Here is an 18,841-nt window from a genome sequence, read left to right on the forward strand (position 1 = left end):
GCTCGAAGGGGTAAGGGGGTGTGTACGGGCGCGCCGTCGCGTCCGTGCGGGGCGGGTCACGGCGTCAGTGCGTGGCCGTGCTTCGCGAGGTAGCGGTCGGCGGCCCGCAACGGGGTGAGGCCGTCCACGTTGATCAGGGTGTCGATCTCCTCGACGCCGTCGTTGCCCAGATGCAGGCTGTCCAGCCGGGCGACCGCGTCGGGGTGCAGGTGGTCCAGCGCGTCGAGCCGGACGACCGCACTGGCGTCGTCCACGGTGCCCAGCAGGCCCTCGGGCTCCTGGAGGGGGCGCAGGCCTTAGAGACGGTCGAGGTACTGCGGGCGCCACAGCGGGACGACGAACCACTCCCGTGCGGCGACCCCGCGCTCCACCCGGGAGAGGAAGCCGGACTCGGTGCCCGGAGCGAAGGAGTAGCCGAGCTCGCGCAGACCGTAGGCGTCCACCATCCGGGCGGAGAAGCGGCTGATGCCCGCGCCCGGGTTGATGCCGTCGATGGTCTTCGTCATCCGCCCGACCACCTCCCGCCGCGTCAGGTCGGCGACCTCCCGCACCGCGTCCTCGGGGACGTAGGGCGGCACCGCCCACACGCAGTACGGCCGGTAGTGCGGCGCCAGCACCCGGACCCGGTCCCGGTAGCGGGAGAGGTACGTGTCGTGGCTGGAGGGCAGCCACGCGGAGACCAGGACGTCGACGCCCCCTTCCTCCTGGAGCCGGAACAACTGCTCGTGCGGTGCCTCCACGCTGTTCACCCGGTGTCCGTGGGCCTCCAGGACACGGCGCGCGACCGCGGCGGCGGCACGGTGGAACGACAGGGCGACGTTGCCCACGGTGACGGTCGGCTCCGAGCGGGAGGGTGACATGAGGACTCCTTGGACATGTGCGCTTGAGCTGCGGAAACGCCGCCATGTATGACCGGGCGTGCGGAGTCGTCCGGCCCCTTCAGGCCGTCCGTCCCCCGGCACGCGTTCATCGTGCTCCCGCGTCCGCCCATAAGTCCAAGAACTGTTCCGCATTCTTTCTATAAGCTGAGCACATGCCAACGCTGCGACAGCTGGAGTATCTGGTGGCCATCGTGGACGAGGGATCGTTCACCCGCGCCGCCGAAAGCCTCAACGTCACCCAGCCCGGGCTCTCCCACCAGTTCCAGGCTCTGGAACGGGAGGTCGGCGGGCCGCTGCTGGAGCGGCTGCCGCGCGGCGTGCGGCTCACCCCGGCCGGCCGGTCGATGCTGCCCCACGCCCGGGCCGCGCTGGCCGAGGCCGGCCGGGCCACCGTCTCCGCCCGCCGCGCCGCCGGCGTCTCCACCGGCGAGCTGCACCTGGCCACGCTGTACTCGGTCAGCGCGGGCGTGCTGCCCACGGTCCTGGGGCTGTGGCGCCGCAAGCACCCCGGTGTGCGCATCCGGTTGTTCGAACACCGGCGGGGCGACGAGATGGCGCAGGCCATGACCGCGGGCCAGGCCGACGTCGCCGTGGGACCGCTGCCGGAGGACTGGGAGGGCACCGCCCGGCACATCGGCGCCGAGGAGTTCCTGGTCGTCACCCGCTCCGACGACCCGGTGGCCCTCTCCGACCGCGCGCCGGACGTCCGGCTGGCCGACCTCGCCGAGCGGGAGTGGGTGCACTTCACCCCCGACAGCGGCCTGTCCGACATCCTGGAACGGGCCTGCGGCGCCGCCGGTTTCCGGCCCCGGGTCGCGGTACGCACCGAACAGGCCGCGTCGGCCATCGGGTACGCGGCGGCCGGGCTCGGGCCCACACTCGTGCCCGCCAACACCATCCCGCCGCACTTCGCCGGCGCGTTCCTGCGACCCGACCCGCCCCTGCGCCGGCAACTGACCGGATACACCCGCACCAGCCCGGACCCGGTGACCTCGTCCTTCCTGGAGACCCTCGGGGAACACGCGCCGCTGATGCCCGCGCACGTCGCCAGACGCCTGCGCAAGGGCGGAGGCCGGTAGCGCGGACCGACACCGGCGTTCCTCGGCTGCCCACCGACCGGCGTGCGCGCGCTCTCCCGGCTTCCTGTGGACCGTCGGGTGCCGCGGACCGCGTCTCGGTCACATCCCCCCGGGCGCGCTGGCTGATGTCCGGCCGTGCTCGACCAGCGGGCGGACATCCCGCTGGTCGCCCCGAGGCGGTCGACGGCGGTCTCGCCGTTCGGCCGGCGGGTGGCAGGCACCGGCCGCTTGCCGCTCCTGCGCCCGCGCGTGGGCGGGAGCCGGTGGCACCCGGAGCGACGTCAGCGGTCGCTCGGCTGTCCACCGACCGGCACGCCCCGCACCCGCCCAGGCGCGCTGGCTGGCCCCCCTGAGGTGAGCGCTGCGGCGCGCCGCCAGACGGCGGCGGCTTCGGTCCGCGCACCCCGTCGGCCGGCCGTCACGGCGAGTACTTCGAGTTCGGCGACGACGTCCTCGTCCCAGCCGGCGACGGCCGCGGCCCGGTGCTGGACGGCGCGTGCGGGTTCGACGACGACCGCGGCGAGTTCGGTGTGCACGCGCGACCGCGCGCCGAAGTCGGCGTTGTCGTACACGGCCGAACCCACCAACGGGTGGCGGAACTTGCACGTGCCGGCGGTGAGGGTGATCAGCCCGAACCTCTCGGCCGGCGCGAAGTCGCCCTGGTCCAGGCCGAGGTTGCGGGCCGCCGCGAGCACTTCGTAGCTGCTGGAATCCTCCGCCGCGGCGGCGACGAGGAGGGCGTGCCGTGTCGCCGGCGGCAACAGGGCGACCTCGGCCAGGAAGGAGTCCTCCAGGCGCCTGCCCATCGGAACACGTGGAGGAGAAGGGGTTCGTGGACCGGACCATCTACCCCGCGGTGCCCCTGCACGTCGAATACGCGCTCACGGACCTGGGACGCAGCGTGGCCCAGCCGCTCGCCCAGCTGCGGAACTGGGTGGAGGACCACGTCGACGAGATCGCCTAGGGTCGGACAGGCCTGTCGGCGCCGGCGCCGGGCGGTCTACGGTCAAATGGCCTATGGCCCCGGCGGAACGGGGCGGCACACTCGACGACGTCCGTGGTCTTCACGCACCCCATGACGAGGAACCGAGATGTACGTCGACGCCCCCAACCAGGTGGTCGATGCCGCCAACGGTGTGCGGTACGCATACCGCCGCTGTGGCCCCGCCGACTCCCCGCCGCTCGTGCTGCTCCCGCACTTCCGAGGCAGGCTGGACAGCTGGGACCCGGCGCTGGTCGACGCCCTGGCCGCCGAACGCGACGTCATCGCCTTCGACAGCGCCGGAGTGGGCCTCGCCACCGGTCAGGTGTGCCGCACCGTACGGGAGCTGGCGGCGGACACGCTCGCCTTCCTGGAGGCGCTCGGCCTGCGGCAGGCGGACGTGCTGGGCCATTCGCTCGGCGGCTTCACCGCGCAGGAGCTGACTCTGCTCCGTCCTCGCGCGGTCCGCCGCCTGGTGCTCGCCGCCACCGCCCCCCGGGGAGGCCCCGGGATCCACGGTTACCCCGGACGACGTGCTGGCCCACGCCGGCTTCGAGCGGTTCGGCGTACAGGACTACCTCTACGTCTTCTTCGGCCACACCGGCACGAGCCAGCGCAGCGGCCTGGAGTTCATCGGCCGCTGGCTGGAACGCGAGCGAGGCCGGGACCTGCCGGTCACCGCTGCGGTCCTGGCGGCGCAGTACGAGGCCGTCGTGGAGTGGGGCGTACCCGACCCCGCGGCCCTCCAGCGGCTCGCGGCTGTCGACCACCCCGTGTTCGTGGCCGGCGGCGACAGCGACCTGGTGGTGCCCCCGCGGACGTCCCGCCTGCTGGCGGGGCTGCTGCCGAACGCGCGGCTGAAGACGTACCCGGACTCGGGCCACGGCTTCCTCTTCCAGCACCACGTGGAGTTCGCGCGGGACGTGCTGGCGTTCCTGCGCTGAGCGGCGCCGCGCCGCGAACGCCGGGCGTGGAGCGCGGGCCGGTCAGTGATCGGTGAGGAGTGTGTAGCGGACGGTCTGCGCCTGGATGAGCCCGTCGCGGAAGACGAAGGTGTCGACGCCGTCCTCCACGCGGCGCCCGGCCGGGCTGGCCGCCGTCCATTCGAGGAACAGGACGTCACCGGCGAACCGCGGCTTCAGTTCCCAGTCGGCGTCCGGGAGATCCGCCAGCAGCTTGCCGAGCGCCTCCTTGACCCCTTCGCGGCCGTGCAGGGTGGCGGACGGTGTGATGAAGACGGCGTCCTCGGCGTAGTTGGCGGCGACGCGGTCGAGATCCCCCGTGCCCAGACGCGCACCGTGGTCGGCGAACACCTCCTGCGGACGACGGTGAACCGATGGGGTGGGTGGTGTCATGACGTGCTCCTTCGCACAGGGGCAGGGGCCGTTCAGCGCCCGGGGACCGACAGGACGAGCTTTCCCCTGGTGTGACCGCCCTGGCTGACGCGCCACGCTTCCGCCGCTTCGGGCAGGGGCAGGACACGGTCGACATGGACGGTCAGCCGGCTCTCGTCGGCCAGGGCGGCGAGGGCGTCGAGATCGGTCCGGTCCGGCCGCACCCACACGTAGTGCCCGCCCTTGGCGGCGGCTTCCGGATCGACGACGGAGGCCAGCCGGCCGGGGTCGTCGAGCAGGTCGAGCGAGACGTCCACCGCGTCGTGCCCGGCGAAGTCCACGGCGGCGTCCACCCCTTGGGGGGCCAGCTCACGGACACGCTCACGCAGACCGGGCCCGTAGGCCACGGGGACGGCGCCCAGGGAGCGGACGAACTCGTGGTTGCGCTCGCTCGCCGTCGCGACGACCCGGGCCCCGAGGGCGGTGGCGATCTGGACCCCGAACGAGCCGACACCCCCGGCCGCGCCGTGCACGAGCACGGTCTCGTGCGGCTGGAGGCCGACCCGCCGGACGGCCTGGTAGGCGGTGAGCCCCGCGAGGGGGACGCCCGCCGCCTCCTCCCAGGTGAGCGAGGCGGGCTTGGGGGCCAGCAGGCGTACGTGCGCGGAGACCAGCTCGGCGTAGGCGCCGAGCTGGGCCCAGTCCTTGCGGACGTAGCCGAAGACCTCGTCGCCGGGGGCGAACTCGGTGACGTCGAAACCCACTCGCTCCACGACCCCGGCCACGTCCCAGCCGGGAACCAGCGGGAAGCCCGTCTCCATGACGGCGTCGAGCCGGCCTTCGGCCAGCTTCCAGTCGACCGGGTTGACCCCGGCCGCCTTCACGCGGACGAGGACCTCGCCGGGTGCCACTTTCGGGTCCGGCAGCTCCATCCATTCGAGGTCTTCGCTACGACCGTACCGGCGCAGTGCCATGGCTTTCATGAACGGACGTGTTCCCTTCAGGCGGCGACAGCGATCGAGGCGTCGTACGATACTTGCACACAGCGTATATTGCAATCGCAGGTATGCTGCGTTAGCTAGTATCGAGCGTATGCAACTAGGTGACCATCTGATGTCTCCCACTCCCACCGCACTCGAGCGGCTCGTGAACCCCGCCGGCCTGCCGACCCTGGGTCTCGAACTCCCCCTCGACAATGACTGGGGCCACACCCGTCTGCGCGCCGACCGGGCGGCCGGCCGTCCCTTCGGCGTCCCCGACCTGACCCGTCACACCGAACTGGCGCGCCTCGCCGACACCCTGGGCTTCGCGGCCCTGTGGGTGCGGGACGTGCCCCTGTACGACCCCGAGCAGTTCGGCGACGCCGGCTCCGTCTTCGAGGCGTTCACCCATCTGGGTAATCTCGCGGCCGTCACCGAGCGGGCCGTGCTCGGCACCGGAGCCATCGTGCTGCCGCTGAGGCAGCCGCTGCTCGTCGCGAAGGCGGCGGCCACCGTGGACGTCCTGTCCGGCGGCCGGTTCGTCCTCGGGCTGGCCAGCGGCGACCGGCCGGTGGAGTACCCCTTGTTCGGCGAGGACTTCGAGGCCCGCGGCGCCGCGTTCCGCCAAGGCGTGGAAATCCTCCGCGAGGCCTGGGCCACCCGTGCGGGCGGGCAGGGCATGAGCCTGCCGGACCTCGGACTCGGCGCGGAGCGCCGTCTGGAGGTGCTGCCCAAGCCGACGGGCCGCTCCGTTCCGGTCGCCATCGCGGGTCATGCGCAGCAGTCCGCGGAATGGATCGCGCGGAACGCCGACGCCTCCCTCAACTACCCCCGCCCCCTGGGAGCCCTGCGGCTGAAGACCCGCGAGTGGCGGCAGCTCACCGCCGGGGCCCCCAAGCCGTACCTGACCCCCATGCAACTGGACCTCACCGAGGACCCGGCGGTCGCCGCGACGGCGATCCGGCTCGGGCTGCGCACCGGGCGCGAGGCCCTGATCGAGCACCTGCGGGAGATGGGCGGCCTCGGGGTCGGCCACGTCTCCTTCAACCTGCGCCCCGGCGACCGTCCCGTCGAGGAGGTCCTGCGGGAACTCGCTGAAACGGTGCTGCCGCACTTCCCGGCCCCCGGCGTGGCGCCCGCTGCGGACGCGGACCCCGTCACCGCGCTCTGAGGCCGGTCCCGTTTCCCGGGGTTCCCGGGGTCGCGCCGACCCCGCTCGGCGCCCGGCACGCGCGGATACGGGCCCGCCGGGGCCGCCGAGGACGTGTCGCGTGAGCGACCCTCGGCAACCCCGGCGGCGGACGGGTCAGAGCTGGCCGGACTCGGCGATGGTGATCTTCGCGGAGGTACGGCCGCTGGAGGAGCCGAGGGACTCGATCCGCTTGACGAGCTCCATGCTCTGGGTGTCGGCCACCTCGCCGAACACCACGTGCTTGCCGTCGAGCCAGTCGGTCACGATGGTCGTGACGAAGAACTGCGAGCCGTTGGTGTTCGGGCCCGCGTTGGCCATGGACAGCAGGCCCGGCCGGTCGTGCTTGAGGGTGAAGTTCTCGTCGGCGAACTTCTCGCCGTAGATGCTCTTGCCGCCGGTGCCGTCGCCCCGGGTGAAGTCACCGCCCTGGAGCATGAAGGCGGGGATGACACGGTGGAACGAGGAGCCCGCGTAACCGAAGCCCTTCTCGCCGGTCGCCAGGGCGCGGAAGTTCTCCGCCGTCTTGGGAACCACGTCGTCGAACAGGTTGAAGACGATCCGCCCGGCGGGCTCGTCGTTGATGGTGATATCGAAGTAGACCTTGGTCGTCATGCCCCTATCCTGACATTCCACCGGGCACCGCTCGCACAGGCGGGTCCCCCTCCGGCCGTTCCGCCGGGGGGACCCGGCGGGCCCGGATCAGCCGGACCCCTCCCCGGCGGCCAGTTCCGTGAGCAACGCCCTGACGGTCGGCCGGCGGTACAGGTCCCTCAGCCGTACGGCGGGCAGCCCCTCCGCGCGCATCGCCGTGCCGATGCGGATGGCGAACAGCGAGTTGCCGCCGAGCTCGAAGAAGTCGTCGTCGGGGCCGACGGGCACGCCCAGCACCTTGCTCCACACCGCGCTCAGCCGGGCGGCGAGGCCCTCGTCGGCCGGCGGCGGGGCGTCCGGCCGGGCGGACCGCGTCAGGACGGGCTCCGGCAGGCGGGACGCGTCGAGCTTGCCGTTCGCGGTCAGCGGCAGCGCGGGCAGCGCCGTCACCGTCGCCGGCACCATGTACGCGGGCAGTACGCCGGCGGCGCGCGCCTGGAGGGCGGAGGTGTCGCCGTCCTCGGTGAGCACCACGTACGCGTCGATCCGCGCGGTGGCCGCGTCGGCCGGGTCGTCGCGGCGGACCACCACGGCGGCTGCCCGGACCCCCGGGTCCTCCAGGAGCACCGAGCGGATCTCGTCCAGCTCGATCCGGAAACCGCGCACCTTGACCTGGTTGTCCAGCCGGCCGAGGTGGTCCAGGGTGCCGTCCGGCCGCAACCGCCCGAGGTCGCCGCTGAGGTACATCCTGCCCCCGGTGAACGGGTCGGGCACGAACCTCCGGGCGGTCAGCTCCTCCTGGCCCAGGTAGCCCAGGGCGACCCCGGCGCCGCCGACGCGGATCTCGCCGGCGACCCCCGGCGGCAGCAGCCGTCCGTCCGGGCCGGTCACGTACAGGTGCCAGCCGGGCAGCGCCGTGCCGACGGAACGGGTGGCGGCCAGGGCCAGCCGGCGGGTGAGGGGCTGCGCGGTGACGTGGACGGTCGTCTCGGTGATCCCGAACATGTTGACCACCCGGCAGCGGGACTCCGGGTGCCGGTCGAACCACGGCAGCAGCATCCGCGCGTCCAGCGGTTCCCCGCCGAGGACCACGAGCCGGACGGCCAGGTCCGTGTGGTCCACGTCCAGCAGCTGGGCGAAGGCGGAGGGCGTCTGGCTGAGCACGGTGACGCCCTCCGCCGCCAGCAGGTCACGGAACCGGTCCGGCTCCCGGGAGACGTCGTACGGGACGACGACGATCCGGCCGCCGGTCAGCAGGGCGCCCCAGATCTCCCAGACGGAGAAGTCGAACGCGGCGGAGTGGAAGAACGTCCACACGTCCGACGGGCCCAGCGCGAACCCCTCACGGGTGGCGTCGAGCAGCGCCACGGGGCTGCGGTGCGGGACCACGACCCCCTTGGGCCGGCCCGTGGACCCCGAGGTGTAGATGACGTACGCCGGATCGTCCGGCGTCACCGCCGACCGCGGCGCCCCGCCCTCGCCGGCCGCCACCAGCTCGTCCGGGGAGACGGCCTCGGCCCCGGAACCCGCGGGGAACTCCGCGAGGTCGGTGACGACGACACCGAGGCCCGCGTCCCGCACGGTGTGCAGCAGCCGCTCGGCGGGGTAGGCCGGGTCGGCCGGCACGTAGGCGGCACCCGCCTTGAGCACGCCGAGCAGGGTCACCACGAGGTCGGCCGTGCGCCCCAGGCACACCCCGACCCGGTCGCCGTCCCGTACACCGCGTGCCCGCAGCCCGGACGCCAGCCGGTCCGAGCGCTCGTCCAGCCGGCGGTAGGTCAGCCGCACGGTCCCGTCGCAGACGGCCTCCGCGTCCGGGGCCGCGGCCGCGATCCGGCGGAACGCCGCGTGCAGCGTCCGCGCGGTGGTGACCAGACCGGCGGCCGGGCGCCCCAGCGCGACCACCCTGGCCCGTTCCGCCTCGTCCAGCAGCTCCGTCCGCGCCACCGTCAGGTCCGGGGCGCGCAGCACCTGCCGGTGCACCTCGGCCAGATGCCGGACGAACTGCCGCGCCATCCGGGGGGCGACGCGGCCGGGCAGGTGATCACAGCGCAGCCACCGGCCGCCGCCGTCCTCGAAGACCGACACGGTCAGCGGGAACGGCGGCGCCAGGCACGGCACGTACGTCCCCGGGCCCGGCGCGTCGTCGAACAGCAGCCCCGCGAAGGCGGGCCGGTCCGTCGGCAGGGTCTCCACGGAACGCAGCGGTCCGTCCGGGGACGCGGTCACCGCGCCCCGGAGCGTACCGATCACCGGGGCCTGCCCGGGGTCGTAGTGGTGCAGGGTGACGGCGAGCGCGGTCAGCCAGCCGCGCTCGTCGCCGGGCGCGTCGCCGGTGAGGGCGATGCGGAAGGCCGCCGGATCCGCCGGACCCTCCTCGCCCAGGCCCCACGGGGGGCCGGAGACGGCCACGGCCACGTCCGCCGGCGGGGGCTGGGCGGGCTGCCCGGGGTCCGCCCCGGTGGACAGCCGCAGCAGTGCCGCGCGGTCGAGCAGATCCCGCCGCGCCACCAGGACCAGTTCGGCGACGCCGTCCGACCAGCGCAGCAGCACCCCGCGTACGGTGTCGGCGGCCCTGCCCAGTTCCAGCGAGCGGCGGCGCTCCGCCAGAGGACCGGTGGAGGGCACGGGCAGGTCCTCCACCCACAGCCGGGTGCCGTGGACGCCGGCCAGCCGCGCGCCGAGCGCGGAGGTGTCCACCGGTTCGTCGATCGGGACCAGGACGGCGTGGCACCGCGCCCCCGTCCCGGGCCCTGAGTCCCTGTTGCCTTGCACGGCAAGTCCCTTCTGCCTCAGCGGGCGGTGAAGCCGCCGTCGACGGTGAGCACGGACCCGGTCACCTGCCGGGTGTCGTCGGAGGCGAGGTGGACGACGGCGGCGGCGACGTCCTCCGGTTCGATCAGCGCGTTCATGGGCTGCGCCTCCGTGAACGCCTGCTCGTGCTCGCCGGGCGCGACGTCCAGCGCCCGGGCGATCTCGGCGAGCATGCGGCCCTCGGCCGACGCCTCGTCCCGGACCGAACCGGGGCAGACGGCGTTGACCCGCACCTTCATCGGCGCGTAGTCCAGCGCGGCGGCCTTGGTGAGGCCGATGAGGCCGTGCTTGGCCGCGACGTACCCGGCGAAGTGCCGGTAGCCGACCAGCCCGGCGGTGGAGGCGACGTTGACGATGCTGCCCGAGCGCTGCGCGCACAGGGCCCGGCCGGTCTCGCGGATCACCCGCCAGGCCCCGGAGAGGTCGACGTCGATCATCAGCGCCCACTCCTCCTCGCTGATCTCGTCGACCCGCTTGCCGGACGGTGCCGCGATACCCGCGTTGTTGACCACGACGTCGATCCGGCCGAACCGTTCGTGCGCGGCCGCCACCGCCCTCCGTACCGCGTCCGTGTCCCGGATGTCGGCGGCGTACGTCAGGACGGCGGAGCCCTCGGCGCGGCACAGGGCCGCGGTGTGTTCGAGCTGTCCGGGACTGCCCAGCGGATAGGGCACGCCGGGCAGGTCGGCGCAGATGTCGAGCAGGACCAGGTCGGCGCCCTCCCTGGCGCAGGCCAGCGCGGTGGCCCGGCCGAGCCCGCGGGCGGCCCCGGTGATGACGGCGGTCTTGCCGGTCAGACGCATGGCGCTCCTCAGAGACTGCCGGCGATGAGCCGCAGCAGGGCCGGCGCGCGGTCGGTCAGGTACATGTGGCCGCCGGGGATCTCGACGTACTCGAAGTCCCGGCCGGCCACCTTGGCCCAGCCGGCGGCGTCGTCGGAGCCGACCAGGGTGTCCTCGGTGCCGCGGATCGAGGTGACGGGGGCGTCCAGCGGCCGGTGCGTGCTCGGCGTGTAGCTCTCGTGCAGTTCGACGTCGGCCCGCAGGGTCGGCAGGATCATCTCCCGCATCTCCGGGTCGTCCAGCGCCTCGTGGCTGTAACCGGCGAACTCGCCGACCCGGGCCAGGAACGCGTCGTCGGGCAGCCCGGTCGCCCGGCGCGGCCGCTGGGTGCCGGGCTCGGGGGAGCCGCTGACGAACAGCCGCAGGAGCTCCAGATCCGGTGCGGCGGCCACGCGGTGGGCGAGTTCGTAGGCGAGGACCGCGCCGAGACTGTGGCCGAAAAGAGCCAGCCGGCGTGTCTCGCCGAGCTGCTCGACCAGGGCCCGGAAAAGCCCTTCGGTCGCTTCTCCGGCTTCCCGGTAGGGGGCAACGTCGATGAGGCGCTCGCGTCCGGGAAGTTGCAGCGGAAGTATTTCCAGCGAGTCGTTCAACTGCGACCAGGGACGGAAGAAGGAGGCGCCCGCTCCGGCGAACGGCAGGCAGACGAGTGTGGGGCGTCGGTCTTCTGGGGGCACGGTGGATCGCTTTCCGAAGTGGCGGGTCGGACGGGGCAGGAGGCGTGCGGAATTGAGGGGTGGAATTAACGTGGAATTCACCGGAGAGTCGGCCGCGGATGACCGTCACGCTCTCGTCTTGTTGCGAAAGCGTGAGGTCGCCAGGGTCGTGAAGACCGCGATCAGCGCGGCGGACCACAGCAGCAGATAGGGGGCGGGGTGGTCCACGGGCCAGCCGTGCGGCCGGGAGAACCCGGCCGGGACGGGGGTGCCGAACTGCTCCCGCAGCGCGTTCGACAGCGCCGTGATGGGACTCCACGCGGCGACCGCGGCCAGCGGTCCCGGCAGGCTGGCGGTCGAGACGTAACCGGAGGAGACGAAGCTCGCCGGGAACATCCAGACCAGACCGAGGCTCGCGGCGACCTGGACGTTGGGCGCGACGACGCCGATGAAGGCACCCACCCAGGACATGGCGAAGGCGAAGAGGTCGAGCAGCGCGTAGCCCGCCAGGGCGTGCGGCACCCCGCTGTGCGGCCGCCAGCCCAGCGCGAGCCCGCACAGGGAGGTCACCAGCACGCCGGCGAAGCACGTGGCGAGGTCGGCGACGGTCCGGCCGAGCAGCAGGGACGCGCGGGAGATGGGCAGCGCCCGGAACCGGTCGACCATGCCCTCCTGGAGGTCCTTGGCCAGCCCGAGGGCCGTGACGGCGGTGCTGAAGGTCACCGTCTGCGCGAGCAGCCCCGCCACCATGTACTCGCGGTACGCCGCCCCGCCCAGGCTGTTGCCGAAGACGTACCCGATGAGCAGCGCGAACATGACCGGCTCGACCAGGTTGCCCATCAGGGCGGTCGGGGTGCGGCGCAGATGGAGGAGGTTGCGCCAGGCGAGGTCGGTGCCCTCGCGGCCGACGCGGATCAGCGCGTTCACCGCGTGACCGCCGGGTCGCGCCGGGCGGTCAGGGCCAGGAACACGTCGTCGAGCGTGGCACGGCCCAGCCCCACCTCCAGCGCCTCCACCCCCTCGTCCGCGAGGACGGACAGGGCCCGCGCCAGGGCGGACTGCCCGCCCGTGACGGCCGTCTCGACCCGGCGGGAGCGGCGGTCGACCGAGGGCGGGCCACCGCAGGCGGCCGCGGCCCGTACGGCCGCCGGCACCTCGTGGTCCTCGGCGACCACGATGACGAGCCGGCTCCCGGCGGCGGACTTCAGCGTGTCGCTGGTCCCGGCCGCCACGACCCTGCCGTGGTCGATCACCGTGATCCGGTCCGCGAGCCGGTCGGCCTCCTCCAGGTACTGGGTGGTGAGCAGCACGGTGGTGCCGCCCGCCGCCAGTTCGCCGACCGCGTCCCAGGTGTCGAGCCTGCTCTCGGGGTCCAGCCCGGTCGTCGGCTCGTCCAGGATGATCAGCGGGGGGGAGGCCACCAGGGAGGCGGCGAGGTCCAGCCGCCGGCGCATACCGCCGGAGTACGTGTTCACCAGCCGGCCGGCGCTGTCCGCGAGCCGGAACCGGTCGAGCAGCTCCCCGGCCGTCCGCCGGGCCGCGCGCCGGTCCATGCCGCGCAGCCGGGCGACCAGGGACAGGTTCTCGGCCCCCGTCAGCAAGCCGTCGACGCTCGAGTACTGCCCGGCCAGCCCGGTCGCGGCACGCACCCGCGCGGGGTGCGCCACGACGTCCCAGCCGGCCACTCTCGCGTGGCCGGCGTCGGGGCGCAGCAGGGTGCTGAGGATACGGACGAGGGTCGTCTTGCCGGCTCCGTTGGGGCCGAGCAGGGCGAGGATTTCGCCCGCGGATATGTGAAGGCTGACGTCCCGTAAAGCCCAGATGTCTTTAAGCCTTCTTTGTATTCCCTCGACGACAACCGTCGGCCCGTCTTCTTTGGGATTCACGGGAGACCCACTCGTTTTCTGGTCCTTGCGTGCAGAAACGTGGTGCGGCCGGAACGTAGCAGGTTCCTTCCGGAAGGTGCAACCTGCAGGTGATGCCGGGTCACGTGCGGCGGAGACTAGTGATTTCCCTAGTTCCTATCTGCATAGTCTCCAGTCGCCGGGGGCCGGTGTGATTCCGGGTGCCGGCACGGTCAGTGGACCTTTCCGAACATCAGGGTGGTGCTTTTCGCGTGAATGGCGGTCTGGTGTCCGGTGCCGACCTCGTGTCCGTTCTCAGGGAACGCGCGGGGAACGCCCCGGACCGGGATGCGGTCACCTTCGTGCGGGACCCGCAGGCCCGGGACCACGAGTCCCTCTCCTTCACGGAACTGGACGCACGGGCCCGCGGGACCGCGGTGTGGCTGGCGGGGCGTACGGAGCCCGGCGACCGGGTCCTGCTGCTGTACCCGCCGGGCGCCGAGTTCACCGCCGCGTTCTTCGGGTGCCTGTACGCCGGGCTGGTCGCGGTCCCCGGCCCGCTGCCCGGACGCTACCGGCACGAGCGCCGGCGACTGGCCCGGATCGCCCGGGACGCGCGGGCCACCGTGGTGCTGAGCGACCGGCGCGGCCTGCCGGAGGTGGAGAAGTGGGCCGCCGACGAAGGCCTCACCCACCTGCTCCCGCACGCGACCGGCGAGACGGACGGCGCCCCCGGCGACTGGCGTCCCCGGGTGCCCGCCGACCCCGGCGCCCTCGCGCTGCTCCAGTACACCTCCGGCTCCACCGGCAGCCCCAAGGGCGTCATGGTCCGCCACCGCGACCTGCTGACCAACGTCGACGCCGTGGTGCGCTCGCTCGGACTGCGGCCCGGCCACCGCCTCGGCGGCTGGATACCCCTCTACCACGACATGGGCCTGATCGGCCTGATGCTGCCCGGCGTCCTGCGCTGCGCCGGCTACGTCCAGATGGACCCCATGACCTTCCTGCGCCGCCCGCACCAGTGGCTGGTGATGATGGACGCCTACGACGTCAACGGCACCGCCGCGCCCGACTTCGGCTACGACCTGTGCCTGCGCCGGGTCACCGGCGAACAGCTCGCCGGCCTCGACCTGAGCCGGGTGCACGCCGCCGTCGACGGCTCCGAACCGGTCCGCGCCGACACCGTGACCGGCTTCGCGGCACGCTTCGCCGCCGCCGGGTTCCCGTCCGACGCGCTCGTCCCCATGTACGGGCTCGCCGAGTCGACGCTGCTGGTCGCCGGCAGCGGCGGCCGTCCGCCGCTCGTGGCCGGCGTGGACACGGCCGCGCTGGAGGGCAACGTCCTGCGCCGTGCCGCACCCGGCGTTCCCGCCCGGCGCCTGGTGGGCTGCGGCACGAGCATCGGCCCGCAGGTCCGCGTCGTGGACCCGGACACCGGCGAGGTGCTGCCCGACGGCTCCGTCGGGGAGATCTGGCTGCGCGGGCCGAGCGTGACCGCCGGCTACTGGGGCAACGCCGAGGCCACCGAGGCCGTGTTCGGCGCCGTCACCTCCGACGGACAGGGCCCCTTCCTGCGCACCGGCGACCTCGGCGGAGTGCTGGACGGCGACCTGTTCGTCACCGGCCGCCGCAAGGACGTCCTGGTCCTGCACGGCCGCAACATCCACCCGCAGGACATCGAGGCCGAACTCCGCGCCCAGCACGAGGAACTGCGCGGGCTGCACGGTGCCGCCTTCACCGTCGGATGGGACGACGGCACCGGCCCCCGGGAGTCGGTCGCCGTCCTGCACGAGATCAGGGGGCACTGGGGCACCGCGCGGATGACCGAGCTGGCCGCGGCCGTGAAACTGACCGTGGCCCGGGAGTTCGGCGTGCCGGTCGCCGCGGTCGTACTGCTCAGGCCCGGCGGCATCCGCCGTACCACCAGCGGCAAGGTGGAGCGCTCCGCGATGCGCGCACGCTATCTGGAACGCGCCCTCGACCCCCTGCTGGTCAGCGAGGACCCCCACCTGACCGCGGCCCTGGACGCACGCGCCCCCGAGGAGGTGCGGTGATCGGGGCGGCCGCACTCGAACGGCTCCTCGCCGGGCACGCGCCGGGCGCCTGGTCCGCCGAGGCGCTGGAAGCGCTGGACGCCCGCGAGGAGTTCCCCGCCGACGCCGTCGCGGTGCTCGACGCCGCCGGGCTGCCCGCCGGCTACGTCCTCACCCCGGACAGCGACTTCCCCGCGCTCGTCGGACTGATCCGGACCGTCGCCCGGCGCGATCTCACGGTGGCCATCGCGCACGGCAAGACGTTCCTCGGGTCCGTACCCGTGTGGATCGCCGGCTCGCCCCGGCAGACCCGGAAGCTCGCGGAGCGGGTCAGCGCGGGGGACCCCGTGTGCTGGGGGCTGACCGAACGCGACCACGGCAGCGACCTCCTGGCGGGAGAACTCGCCGCCACCGCGACGGCGAACGGCGGCTGGCGGCTCGACGGCGAGAAGTGGCTGATCAACAACGCCGGCCGGGCCCGGTTCGGCTGTGTGCTCGCCCGCACCGACCCCGCCGGCGGCGGCCGCGGTTTCAGCCTCTTCCTCGTCGACCGCGCGCACCTGCCGCCCGACGCCTGGCAGGTGCTCCCCAAGGTCCGCACGCACGGCATCCGGGGCGCCGACATCAGCGGCTTCGTGCTGCGCGACGCCCGGGTCCCCGCCGACGCGCTGATCGGCCGGCCCGGCGACGGCATCACCATCGTCCTGAAGTCCCTCCAGCTCACCCGCACCGCCTGCGTCGGGCTGTCGCTGGGCGCCGCCGACCACGCCCTGCGGCTCGTCCGGGACTTCACCACCGGCCGTGCACTCTACGGACGCCCGCTCGCCTCCCTCCCGCACGTCCGCCGGACACTCGGCCGGGCCGCCGCCGCCGTGCTCACCGCGGAGGCCGTGAGCATCCTGGCCACCCGCTCGGTGCACGCCCTGCCCGGTGAGCTCTCCGTCACCTCCGCCATCGCCAAGGCGTACGTGCCCACCACCGTCCAGAACACGCTCGGCCGGCTCGCCGAGGTCCTCGGCGTCCGCGGCTTCCTCACCTCGCCGCCCGGCGGCGGCTTCGCCAAGCTGGAGCGCGACCACCGCATCTGCGCCGTATTCGACGGCAGCACGGTCGTCAACCGCACGGCGCTGCTCACCCAGATGCCCCGGCTGGGGCGGCTGCTGCGGCGGGGCACCGCCGACACCGCGGGAGTGCGCGCCGCGGCCGGCCCCGCCGGCCCGCCGGCCCCGTTCGACCCGGCCCGGCTCACCCTCGTCTCGGCCACCGGATGCAGCGTCGTACAGAGCCTGCCCGCGGCCGTCGAGGAGATCCGCGCGCGAGGCAACCCACGCCTGACCGCGCTCGCCGAGGCCGTGCGGGAACGCGGCCGCGAACTGGCGGCCGACCTCGCCGGCTTCGTACCGGTCGGCGGCGGACTCCCCAGCACCGCCTTCACCCTCGCCGAACGCTACGAGCGCCTGTACGCGGCCGCCGCCTGCCTCCACCTCTTCCTCCACCGGGCCGGCCACGGCGCCGGGGCCCCCGACGAGGACGCCCACCGGCTGCGCGCCTGCCTCGCCCACCTCCTCGACCTGCCGGACCACCCGGCCTACGACGAGCTGGCCCAGACCCTCACCGACTGGGCCGGCCCCGGCTTCAGCCTCCTGGACGGTGCCCTGTGACCCCTCTCGTCCCCGAGCGCACCGCGGCTCTGGACCGTCTCCTCGGCGACCCCGCGGACCCCGCCAACCCCGTCGGGACCCGCGCGGTCCTCGAAGCGGACGAACGCGGGCAGACGCTGAAGGCCGGCGAGCACGCCCTCGACGCCTACGGCCTCAACGCGGAGTTCGTGCCGCCCGAGTACGGCGGCCGGTTCACCCGGGCCGACCATCTCGTCGAGGTGATGCGCACCGTCTACCGCCGCGACCCCGTCCTCGGACTCGGCTACGGCGCCAGCTCGTTCATCGCCGGGGTCAACGTCTGGACCGCCGGGGACACCGGACAGGCCACGCGGGTCGCGGACCTGCTGCTCGGCGGCCACAAGGTCGCGGTGGCGTTCCACGAACTCGCCCACGGCAACGACATGGCCGGCACCGAGTTCACCGCGGCGGACGACGGCGACCACCTGCGGCTGAGCGGGCGCAAGGAGGTCGTCACCAACATCAGCCGGGCACAGGCCCTGGTCGTCCTCGCCCGGACCGACCCCCGGCCGGGCCCCCGCAGCCACTCCCTAGTGCTGGTCGACCGCACCGCCCTGCCCGGCGACGGCATCCGCGACCTGCCCCGGTTCGGCACCACCGGCATGCGCGGCCTCCAGCTCGGCGGTCTGGAGTTCGACGCCGTCCGCGTGCCCCGCTCGGCGGTCCTCGGACCGGCAGGCAGCGGACTGGAGACCGCCCTGAAGGCCCTCCAGATCACCCGCACCACCCTGCCCGCCATGGCCTCCGGGGTCCTGGACACCGCCCTGCGCACCGCCGTCGACCACCTGTCGTCCCGCACCCTGTACGGCGGCCCCGCCATCGGCATCCCGCACGTCCGCTCCGTACTGGCCGGTGTCCTGGCCGACCTGCTGCGGGCCGAGGCGGTCGGCGCGGTCGGCACCCGCGCCCTGCACCTGACGCCGCGGTCCGCGAGCGTCTACTCGGCGGTGGTCAAGTACACCGTGTCCAAGCTGCTGCTGGACGCCGTGGACCGGCTCGCCGAACTGCTCGGCGCCCACTTCTACCTGCGCGAGGGGCCGAGCGCGATCTTCCAGAAGCTGCTGCGCGACCTGGCGCCGGTCGGCTTCGGGCACATCGCCCGGGCCGCCTGCCAGATGAGCCTGCTGCCCCAGCTCCCGCTGCTCGCCCGACGCTCGTGGACCGACGGCGCCCCCGCCCCGGACACGCTGTTCGCCCTGGACGCGGAGCTGCCGGCGCTGCGCCACGACCGGCTGGCCCTGCACGCCGGGGGCCGCGACCCCCTCGCGGCCTCGCTGGCGGCGGCGCTGGACGGACCCTGGGACGGCGCCGCCCGGCCCCTGCGGGCGGCCTGCGAGGCGGACCTGGCCGAACTCGGCGGACTCGCCCGGGCCTGCGCCGCGCTGCCCGTGTCGGAATGGAGCGTCGACGCCTCTCCCGCCACCTACGACCTGGCCGACCGGTACAGCACGCTGCTCACCCGCATCTGCTGCCTCCAGGTCCAGCGCCACACCGGCGACCCCTTCCTGGCCGACCCCGCCTGGGTGCTGGCGGCCGGCCACCGCAGCCGCACGCCCTCCCCGCTCCCCGGTCCGGTCGAGGCCGCGCTCCTCGACGAACTCCTCGCCCGGCACCGCGATCACCGCTCCTTCGGCCTCGCCGCCCGCCCGCTGCTCCCCCGAGAAGAGAACACACGATGAGTTCTGGCACCCAAGACGTCCGCGCCTGGCTGACCGGGCGGGTGGCGACCTATCTGCGCCGCACGCCCGAGGAGATCGACACCACCGTGCCCCTGTCGGAGTACGGGCTGGACTCGCTGACCGCGCTCGCCGTCTCCGCCGACATCGAGGACGAGTTCGGCCTCGTACTGCCGCCCGAGACGACCTGGGACCACCCCAGCATCGACCGGCTCGGCGTGGCGATCACCGCCCTCATCGAGGAGAAGGCCTGACCGTGGA

General features: G+C 73.8%; 17 protein-coding genes and 2 pseudogenes. 9 read left to right on the forward strand and 10 right to left on the reverse strand.

Annotated elements, in window-relative coordinates; genetic code table 11:
- Positions 1-56: 56 nt before the first annotated feature.
- Positions 57-1,013: pseudogene (locus AB0947_RS23120) on the reverse strand (glycine betaine ABC transporter substrate-binding protein).
- Between the two features lie 20 nt (positions 1,014-1,033).
- On the opposite strand from AB0947_RS23120, the gene AB0947_RS23125 reads away from it, so the two are divergent.
- Positions 1,034-1,960 (forward strand): LysR family transcriptional regulator, encoded by a 927-nt coding sequence (locus tag AB0947_RS23125; protein ID WP_366752223.1) that lies wholly within the window; start codon positions 1,034-1,036, stop codon positions 1,958-1,960.
- 281 nt (positions 1,961-2,241) lie between these two features.
- Here AB0947_RS23125 and AB0947_RS23130 read toward each other — a convergent pair whose 3' ends face one another.
- A complete protein-coding gene (locus AB0947_RS23130; RefSeq protein ID WP_366752224.1) occupies positions 2,242-2,766 on the reverse strand; it encodes a hypothetical protein in 525 nt (174 codons plus the stop codon).
- Between the two features lie 26 nt (positions 2,767-2,792).
- Between AB0947_RS23130 and AB0947_RS23135 the strand changes: the two genes are divergently transcribed.
- The 3 genes and pseudogenes from AB0947_RS23135 (at position 2,793) to AB0947_RS23145 (ending at position 3,886) form a co-directional block, all read left to right on the forward strand.
- Positions 2,793-2,924, forward strand: coding sequence for a winged helix-turn-helix transcriptional regulator (locus AB0947_RS23135; protein WP_366752225.1), 132 nt, complete (start codon positions 2,793-2,795; stop codon positions 2,922-2,924).
- A 127-nt stretch (positions 2,925-3,051) separates the two neighbouring features.
- A pseudogene (locus tag AB0947_RS23140) lies at positions 3,052-3,390 on the forward strand (alpha/beta fold hydrolase); the annotation flags it as partial.
- A gap of 85 nt (positions 3,391-3,475) precedes the next feature.
- Entirely contained in the window at positions 3,476-3,886 is a 411-nt protein-coding gene (locus AB0947_RS23145; RefSeq protein WP_366752226.1) for an alpha/beta hydrolase, read from the forward strand.
- A gap of 42 nt (positions 3,887-3,928) precedes the next feature.
- Here the strand turns inward: AB0947_RS23145 and AB0947_RS23150 are convergent, their stop codons facing one another.
- Both AB0947_RS23150 and AB0947_RS23155 read right to left on the reverse strand, forming a co-directional pair.
- The gene (locus tag AB0947_RS23150; protein WP_366752227.1) at positions 3,929-4,297 is read right to left on the reverse strand and encodes a nuclear transport factor 2 family protein; all 369 of its coding nucleotides are present in this window, start codon (positions 4,295-4,297) and stop codon (positions 3,929-3,931) included.
- 32 nt (positions 4,298-4,329) lie between these two features.
- A complete protein-coding gene (locus tag AB0947_RS23155; RefSeq protein WP_366752228.1) occupies positions 4,330-5,259 on the reverse strand; it encodes an NADP-dependent oxidoreductase in 930 nt (309 codons plus the stop codon).
- 130 nt (positions 5,260-5,389) lie between these two features.
- Between AB0947_RS23155 and AB0947_RS23160 the strand changes: the two genes are divergently transcribed.
- On the forward strand, positions 5,390-6,427 hold the full coding sequence (locus AB0947_RS23160) for a TIGR03571 family LLM class oxidoreductase (RefSeq protein ID WP_366752229.1): 1,038 nt from the start codon (positions 5,390-5,392) through the stop codon (positions 6,425-6,427).
- A 135-nt stretch (positions 6,428-6,562) separates the two neighbouring features.
- On the opposite strand, the gene AB0947_RS23165 is transcribed toward AB0947_RS23160, so the two are convergent.
- The 6 genes from AB0947_RS23165 to AB0947_RS23190 all read right to left on the reverse strand — a co-directional run bounded on the left by AB0947_RS23165 (position 6,563) and on the right by AB0947_RS23190 (position 13,234).
- Positions 6,563-7,060 (reverse strand): peptidylprolyl isomerase, encoded by a 498-nt coding sequence (locus AB0947_RS23165; protein ID WP_366752230.1) that lies wholly within the window; start codon positions 7,058-7,060, stop codon positions 6,563-6,565.
- A gap of 87 nt (positions 7,061-7,147) precedes the next feature.
- A complete protein-coding gene (locus AB0947_RS23170) occupies positions 7,148-9,739 on the reverse strand; it encodes a non-ribosomal peptide synthetase (RefSeq protein ID WP_366752346.1) in 2,592 nt (863 codons plus the stop codon).
- Between the two features lie 92 nt (positions 9,740-9,831).
- A complete protein-coding gene (locus AB0947_RS23175; RefSeq protein ID WP_366752231.1) occupies positions 9,832-10,656 on the reverse strand; it encodes an SDR family oxidoreductase in 825 nt (274 codons plus the stop codon).
- Positions 10,657-10,664: 8 nt separating this feature from the next.
- On the reverse strand, positions 10,665-11,369 hold the full coding sequence (locus AB0947_RS23180) for an alpha/beta fold hydrolase (RefSeq protein ID WP_366752232.1): 705 nt from the start codon (positions 11,367-11,369) through the stop codon (positions 10,665-10,667).
- 105 nt (positions 11,370-11,474) lie between these two features.
- A complete protein-coding gene (locus tag AB0947_RS23185) occupies positions 11,475-12,275 on the reverse strand; it encodes an ABC transporter permease (RefSeq protein WP_366752233.1) in 801 nt (266 codons plus the stop codon).
- Entirely contained in the window at positions 12,272-13,234 is a 963-nt protein-coding gene (locus AB0947_RS23190) for an ATP-binding cassette domain-containing protein (protein ID WP_366752234.1), read from the reverse strand. The genes AB0947_RS23185 and AB0947_RS23190 overlap by 4 nt, the downstream gene beginning before the upstream one ends.
- Positions 13,235-13,464: 230 nt before the next feature.
- On the opposite strand from AB0947_RS23190, the gene AB0947_RS23195 reads away from it, so the two are divergent.
- Genes AB0947_RS23195 through AB0947_RS23210 form a run of 4 tightly spaced genes read left to right on the forward strand, consistent with a single transcriptional unit; the run spans position 13,465 to position 18,834 of the window.
- Complete coding sequence (locus AB0947_RS23195) at positions 13,465-15,246, forward strand: fatty acyl-AMP ligase (protein ID WP_366752235.1); 1,782 nt, start codon at positions 13,465-13,467, stop codon at positions 15,244-15,246.
- Positions 15,243-16,886 (forward strand): acyl-CoA dehydrogenase, encoded by a 1,644-nt coding sequence (locus AB0947_RS23200; RefSeq protein ID WP_366752236.1) that lies wholly within the window; start codon positions 15,243-15,245, stop codon positions 16,884-16,886. Before AB0947_RS23195 ends, AB0947_RS23200 begins: the two co-directional genes overlap by 4 nt.
- A complete protein-coding gene (locus AB0947_RS23205) occupies positions 16,883-18,583 on the forward strand; it encodes an acyl-CoA dehydrogenase (protein ID WP_366752237.1) in 1,701 nt (566 codons plus the stop codon). The genes AB0947_RS23200 and AB0947_RS23205 overlap by 4 nt, the downstream gene beginning before the upstream one ends.
- Entirely contained in the window at positions 18,580-18,834 is a 255-nt protein-coding gene (locus tag AB0947_RS23210; RefSeq protein WP_366752238.1) for an acyl carrier protein, read from the forward strand. The genes AB0947_RS23205 and AB0947_RS23210 overlap by 4 nt, the downstream gene beginning before the upstream one ends.
- Positions 18,835-18,841 lie beyond the last annotated feature (7 nt).

This window comes from Streptomyces sp. NPDC047841 (genome assembly GCF_040704085.1).
Classification (GTDB): Bacteria; Actinomycetota; Actinomycetes; order Streptomycetales; family Streptomycetaceae; genus Streptomyces; species Streptomyces argyrophylli.